Here is a 19,317-nt window from a genome sequence, read left to right on the forward strand (position 1 = left end):
CCATACCCGTTAACATCCCGTATCCATTCCATGCCTGCCCCTGGCTTAAGATTCGCGCACCATGGTTTTTTTGCGAACTCAAGGAAAGAGTCATGGCTCTGGCGATTGTTTACAGCCGCGCCCAGGTGGGCGTCGAGGCGCCTGCCGTTACGGTCGAGGCGCATCTGGCCAATGGGTTGCCAGCGTTGACGCTGGTCGGTTTGCCCGAAACAGCGGTCAAGGAAAGTAAAGACCGGGTACGCAGCGCAATCATCAACTCCACCCTGGATTTCCCGGCCCGGCGTATCACCCTCAACCTCGCGCCCGCCGACCTGCCCAAGGACGGCGGGCGTTTTGATGTGGCCATTGCCCTGGGCATTTTGGCGGCCAGCGGGCAACTGCCGGCTGTGGCGCTGGAGCAGGTGGAGTGTTTGGGCGAACTGGCGCTATCGGGCGCAATCAGGCCAGTGCAGGGCATATTGCCTGCCGCCCTGGCAGCAAGGGCCGCAGGCCGGGCGCTGGTGGTACCGCAGGCCAATGCCGAAGAAGCCTGCCTGGCCTGCGGGCTGACAGTAATTGCGGCCGAGCACTTGTTGCAGTTGGTGGCCCATTTCGCAGGTCGGGAGGTGATAGAGCCCTATATCCCCAGCGGCTTGCTGCATATCAGCAAACCCTATCCCGACCTGAGCGATGTCCAAGGGCAGCTTTCGGCCAAACGGGCATTGCTGGTCGCTGCTGCTGGCAGTCACAACCTGCTGTTTACCGGGCCGCCGGGCACGGGTAAAACCTTGCTGGCCAGCCGCCTGCCCGGCTTGTTGCCACCGCTCAATGAGCAAGAGGCGCTGGAAGTGGCCGCCATTCAGTCAGTGGCCAGCCAGGTGCCATTGAACTGCTGGCCACAGCGACCGTTTCGCCAACCTCATCATTCGGCCTCGGGGCCGGCGCTGGTGGGCGGCGGCTCCAAACCGCGGCCCGGGGAAATAACCCTGGCCCATCACGGCGTATTGTTTCTGGATGAGCTTCCCGAGTTTGATCGCAAGGTTCTGGAAGTCTTGCGAGAGCCCATGGAAAGCGGCTTTATCGTGATTGCACGGGCGAAAGATCGCATGCGTTTTCCGGCGCGCTTCCAACTGGTTGCGGCGATGAATCCCTGCCCCTGTGGATATCTTGGCGAACCCACTGGCCGCTGCCGCTGTACACCGGAGCAAATCCAGCGCTATCGCAACAAACTTTCCGGCCCGTTGCTCGATCGCATCGACCTGCACCTGACCGTAGCCCGCGAGACCACCTCTCTCAACCCGCCGCTTGCCTCAGGTGAGACCACGGCCAACGCCGCCGGGCTTGTGGCTGCGGCGCGTGAGCGCCAACTGCAACGTCAGGGCTGCGCCAATGCCTTTCTCGATCTGCCGGGCGTGCGAACCCAATGCCGCTTGAGCGATATGGATAACAGCTGGCTGGAGGCGGCTTGCGAGCGCATGACCTTGTCACTGCGAGCGGCACACCGACTGCTGAAAGTGGCAAGGACCCTGGCGGACCTGGAGCAGGCACACAATATAGAGCGCAAGCATCTCGCAGAGGCGTTGCAATATCGGCCATTCAGTGGCTGATTATGGCGGTCAGTGCAACTGCTCAACGGTTGGCAACACCATGGCGGCGACTTCCTGCTGCAAAAAGTCGCTGAGCCGACGCAAACGCTCGCCCCCGGGACGGGTCTTGGGCCAAACCAGATAGTAATTATCGCCGCTGGCCACGGCAGCAGGGAACGGCAGGCTCAGGCGCCCCTGGGCAACGTCTTCGGCCACCATCAACAAATCCCCCATGGAAATGCCGTAGCCCCGGGCGGCGGCAATCATGCCCAGCTCCAGGGTGTCGAAAACTTGCCCGCCCTTGAGTGACACTTGCCCGCCCAGGCCCATGCAGTCGAGCCAACGCCGCCAGTCGCGGCGGTCAGGCGTAGGGTGCAGCAGCTCAGTGCTCGCCAGGCGTGTGACGTCCCATGGCGCGTCGCCCTGAATGGCGGGCGCACCGACCGGGATCAGCATCTCCGGGAACAGCAGCGTGGCCTCCCAGTCAGGCGGAAAGTGGCCGTTGCTCAACAGCACTGCACAGTCGAATGGCTCGTGATTGAAATCCACATGGTCAATGTCCATCCAGGCACTGGTCAGTTGCACCTCATTGCCGCTCTGCAAGTGGCGAAAGCGGCTCAGGCGGGCCAATAACCAGCGCATGGTCAGGGTCGAGGGGGCTTTCATGCGCAAGATGTCATCTTCGGCGCGCAAGGTAGTACAGGCGCGTTCCAGGGCGGCAAAGCCTTCGCGCACTCCCGGCAGCAGCAAGCGCGCGGCTTCGGTGAGTTGCAGGCTGCGCCCGCTGCGCTGAAATAACCGGCAGGCAAAATGCGCTTCCAGGGTTTTGATATGGCGACTGACAGCGCTCTGGGTAATGGACAACTCTTCGCCCGCCCGGGTGAATGAACTATGGCGAGCTGCAGCCTCAAAGGCGCGCAAGGCGTAAAGCGGAGGAAGGCTACGAGCCATTACTCATATTCCTATAGCTCAAAAGGTGATGGCACAGAAGGCAAGATCAACCATGAGTTTAAATCATGCCAATGATCGTTTTTATCCCTTTGCTTAAAACACTCAACGCGCCGAGAATCAAGCCTTTCAACGCACCTATAGAAATTTCTACAATGACCAAACAGCATCCTGCACGTATCGAACTCTCGGCCATTATGAGGTTGGCCGGGCCGCTGATCGCTTCGCAGCTGGCTCACATGCTGATGGTACTCACCGATACCCTGATGATGGCGCGCTTGAGCCCGGAGGCTCTGGCTGGCGGGAGCCTGGGAGCGGCCAGCTACTCGTTCGTGTCGATTTTCTGCATTGGCGTCATCGCTGCCGTGGGCACGCTGGTGTCGATTCGCCAGGGCGCAGGGGATATCGAAGGGGCGACCCGTCTAACCCAGGCCGGGTTGTGGCTCGCCTGGGCACTGGCGCTGGGCGGCGCGGTAATGCTGTGGAATATCAAACCGCTATTGTTGCTGTTTGGCCAAACGCCCACCAACGTTGAAGCGGCTGGCCAGTTTCTGCTGCTGCTACCGTTTGCCCTGCCCGGCTATATGACTTTTATGGCCCTGCGCGGCTTTACCAGTGCAATGGGCCGGGCCACGCCGGTGATGGTGATCAGCCTGATCGGTACCGTGGCCAACTTTGTGCTCAATTACGCGCTGATTACCGGCATGTTCGGCCTGCCAAAACTGGGCTTGATGGGTATCGGCCTGGTCACGGCGATTGTGGCGACCTGCATGGCGCTGGGGTTGGCCTGGCATATCCATCGGCATCCGGCCTACAACGCGTACCCGATCAGCAAGGGCCTGTCGCGGATCAATCTGACTTATCTGCGGGAACTGTGGCGGCTCGGCCTGCCGATTGGCGGGACCTATGCCGTGGAAGTCGGTTTGTTTGCCTTCGCAGCACTGTGCATGGGCACCATGGGCAGCACACAGCTGGCAGCGCACCAGATCGCACTGCAAATCGTATCGGTGGCATTTATGGTACCTGCAGGCATGTCGTATGCGATCACCATGCGTATTGGCCAGCACTATGGTGGTGGTGACTTACAGCGGGCGCGGCTGGCAGGACGGGTCGGTATCGGTTTTGGTGCATGTGTGATGCTCGGGTTTTCCGTGGTGTTCTGGTTTTGGCCAAGGGATCTGGTGGGGTTGTTCCTCGATTACAACGACCCTGCATTCCGTCCGGTATTTGAGCTGGCCGTCAGCCTGCTGGCGGTAGCGGCATGGTTTGAGCTGTTTGATGGCGCACAAACCATCGCCATGGGCGCGATTCGCGGGCTCAAGGATGCCAAGACCACCTTTCTGGTGGGGCTGTTCTGCTATTGGGTGATTGGCGCGCCAATGGCCTGGATGCTGGCCTTTACCTTCGGTTGGGGCCCGGCAGGTGTCTGGTGGGGGCTGGCGACGGGCCTGGCTTGTGCAGCGATCAGCTTGACCCTGGCGTTCGAGTGGAAGGTACGGCGCATGATCAAGCTGGAGCGCAAGGCGGCCAAAGTGGCGGGCGTAGCTGTGTAGCAGCTGCCGAAGGAACGAGGCTGCTACGGAAGTTTTTCTTAAGCCCTAGAGCGCAATTGGCACCTGCTGCCCGGCCCCAAACGTCAAATACTCCACCAGTTCGGCCAGCGGCAGCGGCTTGCTGATGAAGTAGCCCTGCACCTGATCGCAGCCAAAATCACGCAAAAGAGCAAGCTGTTCGGGAGTTTCGACGCCTTCGGCAACCACTTCCAGTTTCAGGTTGTGGGCCAGGTTGATCATGGCGTGGACCAGTTTGCGGTTCTCTTCGCGGCTTTCCATGCCGCCCACAAAGCTTTTGTCGATCTTGAGCAGCGTAATCGGCAGGCTATTGAGGTGCACAAACGATGAAAAACCCGTACCGAAATCATCCAGCGAAAAACGCACACCCAGTCGGCCCAGGGCATCCATGGTCTGTTTGACCAGATCACTGCGCCGCATCACGGCCGTTTCGGTCAGCTCGAACTCCAGCCACTGTGCTTCTACGCCGCGTTCGCTGATCAGGCGGCTGAGGGTCGAAAGCAACTGGCTGTCCTGAAACTGGCGAAACGACAGGTTGACCGCCATGTGCAGCGGCTCAAGCCCGCGTTCGCGCAACGCCTGCATATCCCGCAGGGCACGGGAGATAACCCAGTACCCCAGCGGTACAATCAGCCCGCTTTGCTCGGCCAAAGGCACGAACTCACTCGGAGCCAACAGGCCACGCTCGGCATGGCGCCAGCGCACCAGCGCTTCCAGCCCGACGATCTGCCCCGTGCCAAGATCCAGGCGCGGCTGGTAATGCAGTTCCAGTTCGTCACGGCGCAACGCCCGGCGCAACTCGCTTTCGAGGTCGGCCAGGCTGCGGGCATTGCGATTGATACGCTCGTTGAATACGTGGAAGGTACAGCCCTGGGTGCTTTTGGCCTGTTGCATGGCAATGTGCGCGTGCCACATCAACGGGTCGGCCCCGGCGTTGGCGCGGGCATGGGCAATACCCAGGCTGCAGCCGATCAACAGGCTTTCGCCGTCGACCCAGTAGGGCTCGGCCATCACCTCGGTAATGCGCTCGGCCATCCATTCGGCACGCTCGGGCGCGCGATGGGTATTGATCAACAGGGCGAATTCATCACTGCCAAGACGGGCCAGTTGGTCACCCGCTTCAAGCTGGCTTTTGAGGCGCGCCACTACTTGCAGGATCAGGCGGTCGCCAGCCTGATGGCCCAATGCATCGTTGGCGTGACGAAAGTTGTCCAGGTCCAGATGGCCCAGGGCAATGCCACGGCCGTCACTTTCGGCCAGACGCACGGCCAGCAGGGTCTGGAAGCCTTGCCTGTTGGCAATGCCGGTCAGTGGATCCTCTTCGGCGAGGCGCTGCAAGGTGTGTTCCAGCAGGCCGCGTTCACGCACATGGCGCAGACAGCGGCGCAGTACATCGCCCGTCAGGCTGGCGCCGACCAGCCAGTCGCTGACGCCCGCTGGAGCGCTATCAGGCTCGCTGTCGAGCAGCAAAACCGTGGGCAGGCGGCAGCGGCCCGCTGGGGGCTGCAGGGCCGGGGTCGTCAGGAGCAGCGCATTGCGATCGTTTTCGAACAGATGGCTGACAGACTCCCAGCTCGGCGCGCATATCAGGACGGCCGCACTTCCCATTGGCGCCAGACACTCGCGCAACAACGCTGCCCAAGATGGCTCTTCGGCCAATAGCAGCAAACGCAAGGGTTCGACAGGCGTAGACAAGCTAGCTCCCTAGACTCTGCAAAAATTCGGGCAGTGGGCATTATGACGTGCCGGCAACCAATGGCAATGACACTGGTTATCAAATACTTATTTGCTGCATTAACCCTACGGTAGCTGGAAATACTCTTTACATCCTGTGCGAAAGTAACAAAAGCAGTAAATTTAAAGGATGTGGCATGTCACACCGTCGCACAGAGGCAGCAATATTTGCTCAGCCTGTTAAAATGCCCGCCCTTTTTACAAACGACCCCTGATCTCGTCATGTCCCGACTCAATCCCCGGCAGCAAGAAGCCGTGAGCTACGTCGGCGGCCCTCTATTGGTGCTCGCCGGCGCAGGCTCCGGCAAAACCAGCGTGATTACCCGCAAAATCGCGCACCTGATCCAGAACTGTGGCATCCGTGCCCAATACATCGTCGCCATGACCTTTACCAACAAAGCCGCCCGCGAGATGAAAGAGCGTGTCGGCACCCTGCTTAAAAAGGGTGAAGGCCGCGGCTTGACGGTGTGCACGTTCCACAACCTGGGCCTCAACATCATCCGCAAGGAGCACGCGCGGCTGGGCTATAAGCCCGGCTTCTCGATCTTTGACGAGGCTGACGTCAAGGCGCTGATGGCCGACATCATGCAAAAGGAATATTCGGGCGACGACGGGGTCGACGAAATCAAGAACATGATCGGCTCGTGGAAAAACGACCTGATCCTGCCGCCCCAGGCTCTGGAAAACGCGCGCAACCCCAAGGAGCAGACGGCAGCCATCGTCTACACCCACTACCAGCGCACGCTCAAGGCCTACAACGCGGTGGACTTTGACGACCTGATCCTGCTGCCGGTCAAGCTGTTCGAAGAACATGCCGACATTCTGGAAAAGTGGCAGAACAAGGTGCGTTACCTGCTGGTGGACGAATATCAGGACACCAACGCCAGTCAGTATCTGCTGGTTAAATACCTGATCGGCAAGCGCAACCAGTTCACCGTGGTAGGTGACGACGACCAGTCGATCTACGCCTGGCGCGGCGCTCGCCCGGAAAACCTGATGCTGCTCAAGGATGATTACCCGTCCTTGAAAGTGGTGATGCTGGAGCAAAACTACCGCTCCACCAGCCGTATTCTGCGCTGCGCCAATATCCTGATTGCCAACAACCCGCACGAGTTTGAAAAGCAGTTGTGGAGCGAGATGGGCCACGGCGACGAAGTGCGGGTGATCCGCTGCCGCAACGAAGACGCCGAAGCCGAGCGAGTGGCCGTCGAAATCCTCACCCTGCACCTGCGCACCGATCGACCGTACAGCGACTTCGCGATCCTGTACCGCGGGAACTATCAAGCCAAACTCATCGAATTGAAGCTGCAGCACCATCAGATCCCGTACCGTTTGTCGGGCGGCAACAGCTTCTTCGGACGTCAGGAAGTTAAAGACCTGATGGCTTACTTCCGCCTGATCGTAAACCCGGATGACGATAACGCCTTCCTGCGCGTAATCAACGTCCCGCGTCGCGAGATCGGTTCGACTACCCTGGAAAAGCTGGGTAACTACGCGACCGAGCGAAAAATCTCGATGTATGCCGCCACCGATGAAATCGGCCTCGGCGAACATCTGGACGCACGCTTCACTGACCGCCTGGTACGTTTCAAGCGCTTTATGGACCGTGTACGTGAGCATTGCTCGGGCGAAGACCCGATTGCAGCGCTGCGCAGCATGATCATGGACATCGACTACGAAAACTGGCTGCGCACCAACAGCTCCAGCGACAAGGCGGCGGACTACCGCATGTCCAATGTCTGGTTTTTGGTCGAGGCGTTGAAAAACACCCTCGAAAAAGACGAAGACGGCGCCATGACCATCGAGGAAGCCATCGGCAAACTGGTGCTGCGCGACATGCTCGAGCGCCAGCAGGAAGAGGAAGACGGTGCCGAAGGCGTGCAGATGATGACCTTGCACGCCTCCAAGGGTCTGGAATTTCCCTACGTGTTCATCATGGGCATGGAAGAAGAAATCCTCCCGCACCGCTCCAGCATTGAAGCAGACACCATTGAAGAAGAACGGCGCCTGGCCTATGTGGGCATTACCCGTGCCCGTGAGACGCTGGCATTCACCTTTGCCGCCAAGCGTAAACAGTACGGCGAGATCATTGACTGTGCGCCGAGCCGTTTCCTCGATGAGTTACCCCCGGACGATCTGGCCTGGGAAGGCAACGATGACACCCCCACCGAAGTTAAAGCGGTTCGCGGCAATACAGCACTGGCTGATATACGCGCGATGCTAAAACGCTAAAATCGACTATTTTTTACTCTACCTTCAGCGCAAAAGCGCTATTTGAGGACGTTACGTTGGAAGCACTGCACAAGAAAATTCGCGAAGAAGGCATCGTGCTTTCCGATCAGGTTTTGAAAGTCGACGCCTTTTTGAACCATCAGATCGATCCTCAGCTGATGAAGGAAATCGGCGACGAGTTCGCGCGTTTGTTCAAGGATTCGGGCATCACCAAGATCGTCACTATCGAAGCATCGGGTATCGCCCCTGCTGTGATGACTGGCTTGAACTTGGGTGTACCTGTGATTTTTGCGCGTAAGCACCAGTCCCTGACCCTGACTGAAAACCTGCTGTCGGCCACGGTGTATTCGTTCACCAAGCAGACTGAAAGCACCGTTGCGATTTCCCCGCGCCACCTGCAAAGCAGCGACCGCGTGCTGGTGATCGACGACTTCCTGGCCAATGGCAAGGCCTCGCAAGCGCTGATTTCGATCATCAAGCAAGCTGGCGCCACCGTGGCCGGTCTGGGCATCGTGATCGAGAAGTCGTTCCAGGGCGGCCGTGCCGAGCTGGATGCACAGGGCTACCGCGTTGAATCCCTGGCCCGAGTCAAATCCCTGGCGGGCGGTAAAGTGACCTTTATCGAGTAACCCTTTCAGTCCGTAGCAGCTGCCGAGGCACGAAGGCTGCGCCGCCGAACGCAGCCTGGCGGCAGCTGCTACGAAAGGCGCGTCAATTGCTTTTCGCGGTTGCCTGCAGCCCTGCCAGCAGCAAACGCTGGTACAGCTCATCGCGCAACCCGTCGGGTTGTGCGAGCTGCATGCGCTCCAGGTGTTCGGGGAATGCCTGGGGCGAAGGCGCGTCCAGCGTAGCCTTGCCCAGTTGGTACATCTGCGTGAGCTTGAATTTGCTTTTAAGCCAGTTCAACGCTCGCAGCAGGTCTTGCTCCTGCGCGCTGAAATCACTGCCCAGCGGGTATTCCGGGAACAAATGCGGGTGCCGATCGGCGATCTCCTGCAAACGCTGCGGGCTGTTGTCGGCAAAACGTGGATCAAGGCGAAAGTCCTTGGGCAGCTTGCCCATCAGTTGTGCCTGGGTGGTCAGTTCGGTCTGGAAGCGCGAGTCGGTGATGTTGAGCAGCGCCTCGATGACTTTGCTGTCGGTTTTGCCGCGCAAATCAGCAATCCCGTATTCGGTGACCACAATGTCGCGCAAATGCCGCGGGATGGTGCAGTGACCGTATTCCCAGACAATATTGGAACTTACATCACCGCCCGACTCTCGCCAGCTGCGCAACATGATCACCGAGCGCGCGTCATGCAGGGCATGGCCCTGGGCAACAAAGTTGTATTGTCCGCCGACCCCGCTCAGCACCCGGCCGTCTTCGAGCTGATCAGCCACGGCGGCACCGAGCAAGGTCACGGTGAATGCGCTGTTGACGAAGCGCGCATCACGCCGTTGCAGGCGTTTCAACTCTTCCTGGCCGTATAGTTCGTTGATATAGCTGATGGCGGTCATATTGAATTCAAGGCGCTTGCTGTGGGGCAACTCCCTTAGCCGCTGGTAAAAATCGCGGGGGCCGAGGATAAAACCGCCGTGGATGCTGACCCCGTCACCCTGCAAGCTTTCATCCAGGGTGCCCGCATTGGCCTGGGCTTGCCTGTCGGCATCGGGGTAGACCTTGCGTCGCACAATCCCGGCATCGGCCAGCACCATCAGGCCGTGGACAAACATCTCGCTGCAACCATACAGGCCCCGGGCAAATGGCTCGACGCCACCTTGTTGCTCGATCAGCGTGCGCCACGGGGTGATATCGATAGCGTCGAGCAGGTCGCGGTAGCCCTCGTTGTCACCCTGGCGTGCGAGCAGGGCTGCACTCAGGGCATCACCCATCGAGCCAATGCCGATCTGCAGGGTGCCGCCGTCGCGTATCAGGGTGCTGGCATGCAGGCCGATCATATGGTCTTGCAGATTGACCGGCATGCTGGGCGTTGAAAACAACGTAGTGTGCTCATCTTCGTCGATCAGCAGGTCAAAATCGTCGATACTCAATTCCGAGTCGCCGGGCATATAAGGCAGGTCGTCATGTACCTGGCCCAGCATCAGAATGGTCTCGCCCGCCGCTCGCCGTTTGGCAATCATGGGCAACAAATCGAGGGTAATATCCGGGTTGCAGCTCAAGCTCAGACGCGCGGCATCCTCGGGGTGTCGAGCAACCAGTTGGGCCACCAGGTTCAGGCCGCTGGCATTGATGTCGCGGGCCGCGTGACTGTAATTGCTGCTGACGTAATCCTGCTGGGCAGGCGGGCTGTTGAGCAAACTGCCCGGCTGCAAAAAGAACTGCTCGACGTGGATGTTGGTGGGCATGCTGTTGTGAAGCAGGTCGGCCAGGTAATCCAGCTCAATGTAATCGCCAAATACCCGCTCGACAAAAGGTTCCAGAAACAACCGTTGCAGTCCGTCCCCAAGTGGGGGGCGGCCCAGACTCAAAGCGGTATAGATCGTCAGTTGGCGTTCGGGCAGCTGCCTGATCCGCTGATACAGCGCATTGACGAAGCGGTTGGCCTTGCCCAGGCCCAGCGGCAGGCCAAGGTGAATATGCATCGGTAGCCGCGCCAGCACATCATCGACTGCGCGCTCGATCGAACAGGACTGCACCATCTGATCCTCCTTATCCAGTCTTGAATATAGACGTGATAGCGCAGAGGACGCGGACGAGCTCAAATTTCGGGCACAAAAAAGCCGCCCATCAGCGGCTTTTTCAGAGAAGGTCGGGTTATTTCAAACCGGACATTTTCTCGATGGCGCCTTTTAGCTCTTCATCGGTACAGGTCATGCAAGTGCCTTTTGGCGGCATGGCGTTGATACCGGTGATGGCTTTGGCCAGGATGCCATCAAGGCCGCCCTGATGATCGGCGCGCTCTTTCCAGGCCGCGGTGTCACCGATTTTCGGTGCGCCCAACAAGCCGGTGCCGTGGCAAGCACTGCAGTGCTTGGCAATAATGTCGTCGGGGGTCATGCCACCGCCGCCGCCCACCGAGGCTGCTACGTCCATCCCTTTGCATTCTTGCCCTTGAACACAGACCTTACCCACTGGCTCAAGACGTTTTGCGATGTCATCGTTCGTTGCTGCCTGAGCGTTGACTGCCCATAGGGCCACTACTGCTGCTGGTACGGCCAGCATTTTCATAATTAGGTTCACGCGTTCACCCTCAATGGTGGCTATTCACGCCCACAACCACGGTTTCGCGGGCGGCGAAAGTATAACGGTTAGCCCGCCTCTCTGAAACAACCCTAAAGACAAAGGGGGAATAGAGCTGGCGAAATGCATCTACGGGTGCCTCTGCAAGTAGACAGGGCGCCTCTGTTCTTAGAAATTCGCCGGGGTGGCTGCGCTGATTAGTCGCGCCGCGACGTCGAACGGATTACGAAAGCGGTGTGGTTTGGAGCTTTCGAAATAATAGCTGTCACCGGCTTCCAGCACGAAGGTCTCAAGACCCACGGTTAACTCTAGGCGACCTTCCACCAAAATCCCGGTTTCTTCGCCTTCATGAGTCAGCATTTCGTCCCCGGTATCGGCACCCGGTGGATAAATCTCGTTGAGAAAGGCAATGGCCCGGCTCGGATGTGCCTTGCCCACCAGTTTCATGGTCACCGCACCGTCGGAAATGTCGATCAGCTCATTGGCTTTGTAGACAATTTGAGTTGGGTTTTCTTGAAGTATTTCTTCGGAAAAAAACTCGACCATGGACATGGGGATGCCACTCAGCACTTTTCGCAGGGAGCTTATGGACGGGCTCACGCTGTTCTTTTCGATCATCGAAATGGTGCTGTTGGTGACGCCCGCGCGCTTGGCGAGTTCACGCTGCGACAGGCCTTTGAGTTTGCGGATGGATTGCAGTCGTTCACCGACGTCCAATGCGGGAGCCTCCTGGGGGTCAGATTCGGGTCGAGAAGCCGCCATCATGGCGATAGCGTTCAGTATTTACAACACTTCGACTTCAAACCCGGACGCCCATTCGCCCCTGCATATTGGATACAACCCATCAGTTACCGGAATAGAGCCGTGGAACGCGTTTGAGGTTGCAGAAAATCTGGTAAGGAATGGTATCTGCTGCAGTGGCCACTTCGCTGGCGAGAATGTTTTTACCCCACAACTCGACCGTCGAACCCAGGCCCGCTTGCGGCACATCGGTGAGGTCGATGCACAGCATGTCCATCGACACACGACCCAGCAACTGGCTGCGCACACCGTCCACAAATACGGGGGTACCGGTGGGTGCCTGGCGCGGGTAGCCGTCGGCATAACCCATGGCCACCACGCCGATTCGCATGGGTTTTGGGGTGATGAACCTGGCACCGTAGCCCACTGGCTCACCGGCGGGCAGTTCGCGTACGCAGATCACTTTGGACTCCAGGGTCATCACCGGTTGCAAGCGAGAGGCAGTGGCCTGTGGCTCGTCAAATGGCGAGCTGCCATACAACATCAAGCCCGGGCGTACCCAGTCACTTGGCACGCGTGGCCAGCCGAGTACGGCCGGCGAGTTGCGCAAGCTGATTTCTGCCGTCAAATCGGCGCGAGCGCCGAGGAACACAGCAACCTGCTCTACGCTTCGAGTGCAATCGAGCTCATCGGCGCGGGCAAAATGGCTCATCAGCACGATTTTCGCCACATTGGCACTGGCCTGCAGACGCTGGTAGGCGGCCTTGTAATCGTTGGGGTGCAAGCCAACGCGGTGCATGCCACTGTCCAGTTTCAGCCACACATGGATGGGTTTGGCGAGTCGGGCCTGCTCGATGGCATCAAGCTGCCACAGCGAATGCACCACACACCAAAAGTCATGTTCGACGATCAGTGGCAGTTCATCCGCTTCAAAAAAACCTTCCAGCAGCAGGATTGGCGCGCGAATACCGGCAGCGCGCAGTTCCAGTGCTTCTTCAATACAGGCCACGGCAAAACCGTCAGCCTCGGCCTCAAGAGCCTGGGCGCAGCGCACGGCACCGTGGCCGTAGGCATCGGCCTTGATCACAGCAAGGGCCTTGGCCCCCGTGACTTCACGGGCCAGTTGGTAATTGTGACGCAGGGCTTGGAGGTCGATCAGGGCACGGGCTGGGCGCATGGCGGCGGGCTTCTAACGGCAAAAGAATAAAAAACGGTGCACACCCGCAGCGTGAACTGCGTGCTGCACCGCAAGAGGGACTGTTACGTGATCAAAAAACTTACGGCAATGCTGCCACAACAGACAGTTCAACCAGGATTTCGGGCTCGCACAGCTTGGCCTCGACAGTTGCGCGGGCCGGCGCTACACCCTTGGGCAGCCATTGGTCCCAGACGCTGTTCATGCCGGTAAAGTCGGCATCGATGTCTTTGAGGTAGATAGTGACCGACAGGATACGGCTTTTATCGGAGCCCGCCAGGTCCAGCAAATGCTCGATATTGGCCAGTGTTTCACGGGTCTGTTGCTCGACCCCGGCGTTCATGTCGTCGCCGACTTGCCCGGACAGGTAGACAGTGCCGTTATGGGTAACGATCTGGCTCATGCGTTCATTGGTGAGCTGGCGCTGGATTGCCATGTTTTGCAGTCTCCTGGTGGTTGCCGTAGCGGGAAATATCAAGGCCTTCGGCGCTGATTTGCGGGGTCTTTTTGGCCATTACGTCCGCGAGGAAACGACCGGAACCGCAGGCCATGGTCCAACCCAGTGTGCCATGCCCGGTGTTCAGGAACAGGTTTTTGAACGGGGTTGCGCCCACAATCGGCGTGCCGTCCGGGGTGGTCGGGCGCAGGCCGGTCCAGAAACTGGCCTGGCTCAGATCACCGCCCTGAGGATAAAGGTCGTTGACGATCATCTCCAGGGTTTCGCGTCGGCGCGGGTTCAGCGACAGGTCAAAACCGGCGATTTCAGCCATGCCGCCAACGCGAATGCGGTTGTCGAAACGGGTGATCGCGACCTTGTAGGTCTCATCGAGAATGGTCGAGGTCGGTGCCATGTCCGAATTGGTAATCGGAATGGTCAGCGAGTAGCCCTTGAGCGGGTAAACCGGCGCCTTGATGCCCAGTGGCTTGAGCATTTGCGGCGAGTAGCTGCCCAGTGCCAGTACGTAACGGTCGGCGGTTTCGAGTTTGCCGTCGATCATCACGCCATTGATGCGATCACCTGCGTAGTCCAGACGCTGGATATCCTGGCCGAAGCGGAACTCAACACCCAGGTTTTTGGCCATTTCAGCCAGGCGGGTGGTAAACATCTGACAGTCGCCAGTCTGGTCATTGGGCAGGCGCAGGGCGCCGGCCAAAATGTCGGTCACGCTGGCCAGTGCGGGCTCAACCCGGGCAATACCGGCACGGTCGAGCAGTTCGAACGGTACACCGGATTCTTTCAGGACCGCGATGTCCTTGGCGGCGCCATCGAGCTGGGCCTGAGTGCGGAACAGTTGTGTGGTGCCGAGGTTACGGGCTTCGTAGGCAATACCCGTTTCGGCACGCAGTTCGTCGAGGCAGTCACGGCTGTACTCGGACAGGCGAACCATGCGCTCCTTGTTCACGGCATAGCGGCTGGCGGTGCAGTTGCGCAGCATCTGTGCCATCCACAGGTACTGATCAACGCTGGTCGTGGCCTTGATGGCCAGAGGTGCGTGGCGTTCGAGCAACCACTTGATCGCCTTGAGCGGCACGCCCGGTGCGGCCCACGGCGAAGCGTAGCCCGGGGACACCTGGCCCGCGTTGGCAAAGCTGGTTTCCATTGCAACGGCTGGCTGACGGTCCACGACAACCACATCAAAACCGGCTCGGGCCAGATAATAGGCGCTGGCAGTACCAATAACGCCGCCACCCAATACCATAACTCGCATATTCATTCCCTCATCGCGGCCAGCCGCAGACGTTTATTGTTCGATGCAAAGATGAGCGCAGTATATGAAGCATTGAGCAGTGGTATTCACTGTATAAGAAGCTATATTTGGCGACAATTCTCGGGCATAACCCTTTTCACGGAGGAGAATCTCCTATGCGTACAAATCATCAAACAAAGCGTGAATTGGACAAGATAGATCGCAACATTTTGCGCATCCTCCAGGTCGATGGCCGCATCTCGTTTACCGAGCTGGGAGAGAAGGTTGGGTTGTCGACCACTCCATGTACCGAACGAGTGCGCAGGCTGGAACGTGAAGGGATCATCATGGGCTACAACGCCCGGCTCAACCCGCAACATTTACAGGGCAGCCTGCTGGTATTTGTGGAAATCAGCTTGGACTACAAATCAGGCGATACCTTTGATGAATTCCGACGCGCCGTGTTGAAGTTGCCCCATGTGCTGGAGTGTCATCTGGTGTCGGGGGACTTCGACTATCTGGTGAAGGCGCGGATCAGCGAGATGGCTTCTTACCGCAAGCTGCTGGGTGACATCTTGCTCAAGCTGCCCCACGTGCGTGAGTCCAAAAGCTATATCGTGATGGAAGAAGTCAAAGAGAGCCTGAATCTGCCGATTGCAGATTGACGGCGTCCCCTCACCCCAGCCCTCTCCCGAGGGAGAGGGAGCCGACCGCACGCGATTTCAAAAACAGCGCAAGTCAGTCCCCTCTCCCTCCGGGAGAGGGTCAGGGTGAGGGGGCTCTTGATCTAGACCAGCACCTGCCGCGTACTGGCGATGTATTCATGCACCAGCTTCTCTGCGCTGGGGTGAATCATCTCTACCGGGCGTCGGCCGTTGGGGCACGGCAAGGTGGGGGTAGTGCCAAACAACCGACAGATCAATGGCCGCTCTTCATACACCGTGCAGCCATTGGGCCCCAGATGCACACAGTTCAGCTCATCCATTGCTGCTTCTTGTTCGGCAGCCGTCTTGCGCGGCAAGCGGGCCATTTCTTCGGATGAAGTGGTCACAGGCCCGCAGCAGTCATGGCAACCCGGCACGCATTCGAACGAGGGGATTTGCTGCCTGAGAAAGCGGATCTTGTGACTGTTACAGCTCATCCAGAACGTACCGATTGAGAAAAGGCCGCAGAGTCTGCCTGAAAACCCCTGCCCTAGACAGGGCCATTCGGCTGTTCTTGCCCCACGGGAATGGCACGGCTTATGCTCCGTCAAATTTTCCAAACATCAACAATCAGGATTACGCACATGAACGCCCCTGTTCAGCGCAGCCAGCACACCGCTTCTTATTACGCCGCCAGCAGCCTGCCACAACCCGATCATCCGGTGTTGCAGGGCGAGCTGGTAGCGGATGTGTGTGTGGTGGGCGGTGGCTTTTCCGGCCTGAATACGGCGCTGGAGCTGGCCGAGCGCGGCATGAGCGTGGTCTTGCTGGAAGCGCACAAGATCGGTTGGGGCGCCAGCGGGCGCAATGGCGGGCAACTGATTCGCGGGGTCGGCCATGGTGTTGAGCAGTTTGAAGGCATCATCGGCAAGGACGGTGTGCGGCAAATGAAGCTGATGGGGCTGGAGGCGGTGGAAATCGTGCGCCAGCGCGTCGAGCGTTTCAATATTGCCTGTGACCTGACCTGGGGCTATTGCGACCTGGCCAACAAACCCCGTGACCTTGAAGGTTTTGCTGAAGAGGCCCAGGAGCTGCGCGATCTGGGTTATCGCCATGAAACCCGTCTGTTGCAGGCCAACGAAGTGCACAGCGTGGTGGGTTCGGACCGGTATGTCGGCGGCTTTGTCGATATGGGCTCGGGCCATTTGCACCCGCTGAATCTGGCGCTGGGCGAAGCGGCGGCCGCTGCGCAACTGGGTGTAAAGCTGTTTGAAAACTCCGCAGTAACCCGCATCGATTATGGCCCTGAGGTACGGGTGCACACGGCCCAGGGCTCAGTGCGGGCCAAAAGTCTGGTACTGGGCTGCAACGCCTATCTCAAGGACCTCAACCCGCAACTAAGCGGCAAAGTGCTGCCTGCGGGCAGCTACATCATTGCCACCGAGCCGTTGAGCGAAGCCCGGGCTCACGCCTTGCTGCCACAGAACATGGCCGTGTGCGACCAGCGCGTGGCGCTGGACTACTACCGTCTTTCGGCAGATCGGCGTCTGTTATTCGGTGGGGCCTGTCATTATTCCGGGCGGGATCCGCAGGATATTGCCGCGTACATGCGTCCTAAAATGCTCGAGGTGTTCCCGCATCTTAAAGACGTGAAAATCGACTACCAGTGGGGCGGCATGATCGGCATTGGTGCCAACCGCCTGCCGCAGATCGGCCGCCTGCAAGAGCATCCCAATGTGTATTACGCCCAGGCGTATTCAGGGCACGGGGTTAACGCAACCCACCTGGCGGGCAAGTTGCTGGCCGAAGCTATCAGTGGCCAGCACAGTGACGGTTTTGATCTGTTTGCCAAGGTCCCGCATATCACCTTCCCGGGTGGCAAATACCTGCGTTCGCCATTGCTGGCGCTGGGGATGCTATGGCACCGGTTAAAAGAGCTGCGCTGATTCAAACCTGTAGCCGCTGCCGCAGGTTTGGTTACGAACGCCAAAATGGCTTGCAGCCTTCCTGCCGGGCCATTTCGCGGGTCAACCCCACATCGCGCAGCTGCTGTTCGTCCAGGTTCAGCAGCATCCGGCGGCTGCGAGCACGGTGGCAGAACAGCCCCCACACCCCAAGACCGGCCGGGGTGCTGGTGACTTGACGGGCTTCATGCTCAGCCAGTAATTGTTGGCTGTGCAGCGTCAGGCGCACATCGCTCAAACCATTCATCAGACAGCTCCTTTTGACTCGATTGCCATGAGTCAGCATGATGGCCGTGCGCTGGAAACCATGACAGATTCAGCAAAGTCTTTTTAAATACATACAGATCTGCCATTTCAGGCGCTGAATCCTTGGTTTACGCCCCATCTGTACTGGTCCACCCTTCGGGAGTTCTGCCATGACCCTTTATGTCAACCTCGCCGACCTGCTCGGTACGCGCATCGAGCAGGGCTTTTATCGCCCTGGCGACCGTTTGCCGTCGGTGCGGGCGCTAAGCGCCGAGCATGGTGTGAGCCTGAGTACGGTGCAGCAGGCGTATCGCTTGCTGGAGGACAATGGCCTGGCGTCGCCGCGGCCCAAGTCCGGGTACTTCGTGCCGATGGAGCGTGAGCTGCCCGCCCTGCCGGGCATGGGTAAACCTGCCCAGCGACCCGTGGAAATTTCACAGTGGGAGCAAGTGCTGGAACTGGTTCGCTCAGTGCCGCAAAAGGACGTGATCCAGTTGGGGCGCGGCATGCCGGACGTCACCACGCCAACCATCAAGCCGCTGTTGCGCAGCCTGGCGCAAATCAGCCGGCGTCTGGACTTGCCCGGTCTGTATTACGACAACGTCTACGGGGTACTCGGCCTGCGCGAGCAGGTGGCGCGGTTGTTGCTCGATTCGGGCTGCCAGTTGGGCGCAGAAGATCTGGTAATCACCACGGGCTGCCATGAGGCCTTGTCGTGCAGTATTCGAGCCGTGTGCGAACCGGGTGATATCGTCGCGGTCGACTCGCCAAGCTTTCATGGCGCCATGCAAACCCTCAAGGGCCTGGGGATGAAGGCCCTGGAGATCCCTACCGATCCGCTGACCGGCATCAGCCTCGAAGCCCTGGAACTGGCCCTGGAACAGTGGCCGATCAAGGCTATCCAGCTCACCCCCAGTTGCAACAACCCACTGGGCTACATCATGCCCGAAGCCCGCAAGCGGGCGCTGGTGACCCTGGCCCAACGTTTTGATGTGGCGATCATTGAAGACGATGTGTACGGCGAACTGGCCTACACCTACCCTCGCCCGCGAACCATCAAGTCCTTCGACGATGACGGTCGTGTCCTGCTGTGCAGTTCATTCTCCAAAACCCTGGCACCCGGCTTGCGCGTTGGCTGGGTGGCGCCGGGGCGTTATCTGGAGCGGGTGCTGCACATGAAATACATCAGCACCGGCTCTTGCGCACCGCAGCCGCAATTGGCGGTTGCCGACTTCCTGAAAAACGGTCATTTCGAGCCGCACCTGCGCAAAATGCGCAGCCAATACCAGCGCAATCGCGACCTGATGCTGGGCTGGATCAGCCGCTACTTTCCGCCCGGCACCCGTGCCAGCAGGCCCCAGGGCAGCTTTATGCTGTGGCTTGAGCTGCCTGACGGCTTCGACAGCCTGCGCCTCAACCGCATGTTGCTGGACCAGGGCGTGCAGATCGCGGTGGGCAGTATTTTTTCGGCTTCGGGCAAGTACCGTAATTGCTTGCGCATGAACTACGCTGCAAAGCCTACGCCGCAGATCGAAGAAGCGGTGCGCAAAGTGGGTATGGCAGCCAGTAAACTGCTGGCAGATACCGTTTAACTCCAGTGACGTCTGG

The 19,317-nt window shown here is 59.1% G+C and carries 17 protein-coding genes; 7 read left to right on the forward strand and 10 right to left on the reverse strand.

Annotation, left to right across the window (positions count from 1 at the left end):
* Positions 1-92: 92 nt before the first annotated feature.
* Positions 93-1,586, forward strand: coding sequence for a YifB family Mg chelatase-like AAA ATPase (locus ACP7BE_RS14145; RefSeq protein ID WP_150629344.1), 1,494 nt, complete (start codon positions 93-95; stop codon positions 1,584-1,586).
* 9 nt (positions 1,587-1,595) lie between these two features.
* Here the strand turns inward: ACP7BE_RS14145 and ACP7BE_RS14150 are convergent, their stop codons facing one another.
* Positions 1,596-2,516 carry a LysR substrate-binding domain-containing protein gene (locus ACP7BE_RS14150; protein WP_094999739.1) on the reverse strand — a complete coding sequence of 307 codons (921 nt, stop codon included), beginning with the start codon at positions 2,514-2,516 and terminating at the stop codon, positions 1,596-1,598.
* A 152-nt stretch (positions 2,517-2,668) separates the two neighbouring features.
* On the opposite strand from ACP7BE_RS14150, the gene ACP7BE_RS14155 reads away from it, so the two are divergent.
* Positions 2,669-4,066 (forward strand): NorM family multidrug efflux MATE transporter, encoded by a 1,398-nt coding sequence (locus tag ACP7BE_RS14155; protein WP_095026821.1) that lies wholly within the window; start codon positions 2,669-2,671, stop codon positions 4,064-4,066.
* Positions 4,067-4,111: 45 nt separating this feature from the next.
* On the opposite strand, the gene ACP7BE_RS14160 is transcribed toward ACP7BE_RS14155, so the two are convergent.
* Positions 4,112-5,779 carry a putative bifunctional diguanylate cyclase/phosphodiesterase gene (locus ACP7BE_RS14160; RefSeq protein ID WP_094999737.1) on the reverse strand — a complete coding sequence of 556 codons (1,668 nt, stop codon included), beginning with the start codon at positions 5,777-5,779 and terminating at the stop codon, positions 4,112-4,114.
* 261 nt (positions 5,780-6,040) lie between these two features.
* On the opposite strand from ACP7BE_RS14160, the gene rep reads away from it, so the two are divergent.
* Together rep and ACP7BE_RS14170 are read left to right on the forward strand one after the other, a co-directional pair.
* On the forward strand, positions 6,041-8,050 hold the full coding sequence (rep, locus tag ACP7BE_RS14165) for a DNA helicase Rep (protein WP_016782673.1): 2,010 nt from the start codon (positions 6,041-6,043) through the stop codon (positions 8,048-8,050).
* A gap of 56 nt (positions 8,051-8,106) precedes the next feature.
* Positions 8,107-8,679: a xanthine phosphoribosyltransferase gene (locus ACP7BE_RS14170; protein ID WP_016782674.1), complete on the forward strand. Its 573-nt coding sequence runs from the start codon at positions 8,107-8,109 to the stop codon at positions 8,677-8,679.
* 82 nt (positions 8,680-8,761) lie between these two features.
* Here the strand turns inward: ACP7BE_RS14170 and ACP7BE_RS14175 are convergent, their stop codons facing one another.
* The 6 genes from ACP7BE_RS14175 to dadA form a co-directional block, all read right to left on the reverse strand.
* On the reverse strand, positions 8,762-10,690 hold the full coding sequence (locus ACP7BE_RS14175) for an acetyl-CoA hydrolase/transferase C-terminal domain-containing protein (protein ID WP_426106255.1): 1,929 nt from the start codon (positions 10,688-10,690) through the stop codon (positions 8,762-8,764).
* A gap of 115 nt (positions 10,691-10,805) precedes the next feature.
* The gene (locus ACP7BE_RS14180; protein WP_094999735.1) at positions 10,806-11,219 is read right to left on the reverse strand and encodes a c-type cytochrome; all 414 of its coding nucleotides are present in this window, start codon (positions 11,217-11,219) and stop codon (positions 10,806-10,808) included.
* A gap of 180 nt (positions 11,220-11,399) precedes the next feature.
* Positions 11,400-11,948 carry a cupin domain-containing protein gene (locus ACP7BE_RS14185; RefSeq protein WP_016782677.1) on the reverse strand — a complete coding sequence of 183 codons (549 nt, stop codon included), beginning with the start codon at positions 11,946-11,948 and terminating at the stop codon, positions 11,400-11,402.
* Between the two features lie 127 nt (positions 11,949-12,075).
* Positions 12,076-13,149, reverse strand: coding sequence for an alanine racemase (gene alr, locus ACP7BE_RS14190; protein ID WP_094999734.1), 1,074 nt, complete (start codon positions 13,147-13,149; stop codon positions 12,076-12,078).
* Between the two features lie 100 nt (positions 13,150-13,249).
* Positions 13,250-13,603: a RidA family protein gene (locus ACP7BE_RS14195; protein WP_095038491.1), complete on the reverse strand. Its 354-nt coding sequence runs from the start codon at positions 13,601-13,603 to the stop codon at positions 13,250-13,252.
* Complete coding sequence (gene dadA / locus ACP7BE_RS14200; protein WP_095017863.1) at positions 13,575-14,876, reverse strand: D-amino acid dehydrogenase; 1,302 nt, start codon at positions 14,874-14,876, stop codon at positions 13,575-13,577. The genes ACP7BE_RS14195 and dadA overlap by 29 nt, the downstream gene beginning before the upstream one ends.
* A 155-nt stretch (positions 14,877-15,031) precedes the next feature.
* Here dadA and ACP7BE_RS14205 point away from each other — a divergent pair, with 155 nt between their 5' ends.
* A complete protein-coding gene (locus ACP7BE_RS14205) occupies positions 15,032-15,520 on the forward strand; it encodes an Lrp/AsnC ligand binding domain-containing protein (protein WP_016782681.1) in 489 nt (162 codons plus the stop codon).
* 122 nt (positions 15,521-15,642) lie between these two features.
* Here the strand turns inward: ACP7BE_RS14205 and ACP7BE_RS14210 are convergent, their stop codons facing one another.
* Positions 15,643-15,996 (reverse strand): YkgJ family cysteine cluster protein, encoded by a 354-nt coding sequence (locus ACP7BE_RS14210; RefSeq protein ID WP_003437837.1) that lies wholly within the window; start codon positions 15,994-15,996, stop codon positions 15,643-15,645.
* A gap of 147 nt (positions 15,997-16,143) precedes the next feature.
* Here ACP7BE_RS14210 and ACP7BE_RS14215 point away from each other — a divergent pair, with 147 nt between their 5' ends.
* On the forward strand, positions 16,144-17,445 hold the full coding sequence (locus ACP7BE_RS14215) for an NAD(P)/FAD-dependent oxidoreductase (protein WP_095038490.1): 1,302 nt from the start codon (positions 16,144-16,146) through the stop codon (positions 17,443-17,445).
* Between the two features lie 31 nt (positions 17,446-17,476).
* On the opposite strand, the gene ACP7BE_RS14220 is transcribed toward ACP7BE_RS14215, so the two are convergent.
* The gene (locus tag ACP7BE_RS14220) at positions 17,477-17,710 is read right to left on the reverse strand and encodes a DUF1127 domain-containing protein (protein WP_094999731.1); all 234 of its coding nucleotides are present in this window, start codon (positions 17,708-17,710) and stop codon (positions 17,477-17,479) included.
* 169 nt (positions 17,711-17,879) lie between these two features.
* Between ACP7BE_RS14220 and ACP7BE_RS14225 the strand changes: the two genes are divergently transcribed.
* Complete coding sequence (locus ACP7BE_RS14225; protein ID WP_094999730.1) at positions 17,880-19,301, forward strand: PLP-dependent aminotransferase family protein; 1,422 nt, start codon at positions 17,880-17,882, stop codon at positions 19,299-19,301.
* The last annotated feature ends 16 nt before the right edge of the window (positions 19,302-19,317 follow it).

The sequence above is a fragment of the Pseudomonas sp. TWR1-1-3 genome (assembly GCF_049896805.1).
Lineage (GTDB): Bacteria > Pseudomonadota > Gammaproteobacteria > Pseudomonadales > Pseudomonadaceae > Aquipseudomonas > Aquipseudomonas bubulae.

Excerpts from the sequence above, each read along its gene's own strand:
- ACP7BE_RS14145 (WP_150629344.1), top strand. The coding sequence starts at position 93 with ATGGCTCTGGCGATTGTTTACAGCCGCGCCCAGGTGGGCGTCGAGGCG.
- ACP7BE_RS14150 (WP_094999739.1), bottom strand. The coding sequence starts at position 2,516 with ATGGCTCGTAGCCTTCCTCCGCTTTACGCCTTGCGCGCCTTTGAGGCT.
- ACP7BE_RS14155 (WP_095026821.1), top strand. The coding sequence starts at position 2,669 with ATGACCAAACAGCATCCTGCACGTATCGAACTCTCGGCCATTATGAGG.
- rep (WP_016782673.1), top strand. The coding sequence starts at position 6,041 with ATGTCCCGACTCAATCCCCGGCAGCAAGAAGCCGTGAGCTACGTCGGC.
- ACP7BE_RS14175 (WP_426106255.1), bottom strand. The coding sequence starts at position 10,690 with ATGGTGCAGTCCTGTTCGATCGAGCGCGCAGTCGATGATGTGCTGGCG.
- ACP7BE_RS14180 (WP_094999735.1), bottom strand. The coding sequence starts at position 11,219 with ATGAAAATGCTGGCCGTACCAGCAGCAGTAGTGGCCCTATGGGCAGTC.
- alr (WP_094999734.1), bottom strand. The coding sequence starts at position 13,149 with ATGCGCCCAGCCCGTGCCCTGATCGACCTCCAAGCCCTGCGTCACAAT.
- ACP7BE_RS14195 (WP_095038491.1), bottom strand. The coding sequence starts at position 13,603 with ATGGCAATCCAGCGCCAGCTCACCAATGAACGCATGAGCCAGATCGTT.
- dadA (WP_095017863.1), bottom strand. The coding sequence starts at position 14,876 with ATGCGAGTTATGGTATTGGGTGGCGGCGTTATTGGTACTGCCAGCGCC.
- ACP7BE_RS14205 (WP_016782681.1), top strand. The coding sequence starts at position 15,032 with ATGCGTACAAATCATCAAACAAAGCGTGAATTGGACAAGATAGATCGC.
- ACP7BE_RS14210 (WP_003437837.1), bottom strand. The coding sequence starts at position 15,996 with ATGAGCTGTAACAGTCACAAGATCCGCTTTCTCAGGCAGCAAATCCCC.
- ACP7BE_RS14215 (WP_095038490.1), top strand. The coding sequence starts at position 16,144 with ATGAACGCCCCTGTTCAGCGCAGCCAGCACACCGCTTCTTATTACGCC.
- ACP7BE_RS14220 (WP_094999731.1), bottom strand. The coding sequence starts at position 17,710 with ATGAATGGTTTGAGCGATGTGCGCCTGACGCTGCACAGCCAACAATTA.
- ACP7BE_RS14225 (WP_094999730.1), top strand. The coding sequence starts at position 17,880 with ATGACCCTTTATGTCAACCTCGCCGACCTGCTCGGTACGCGCATCGAG.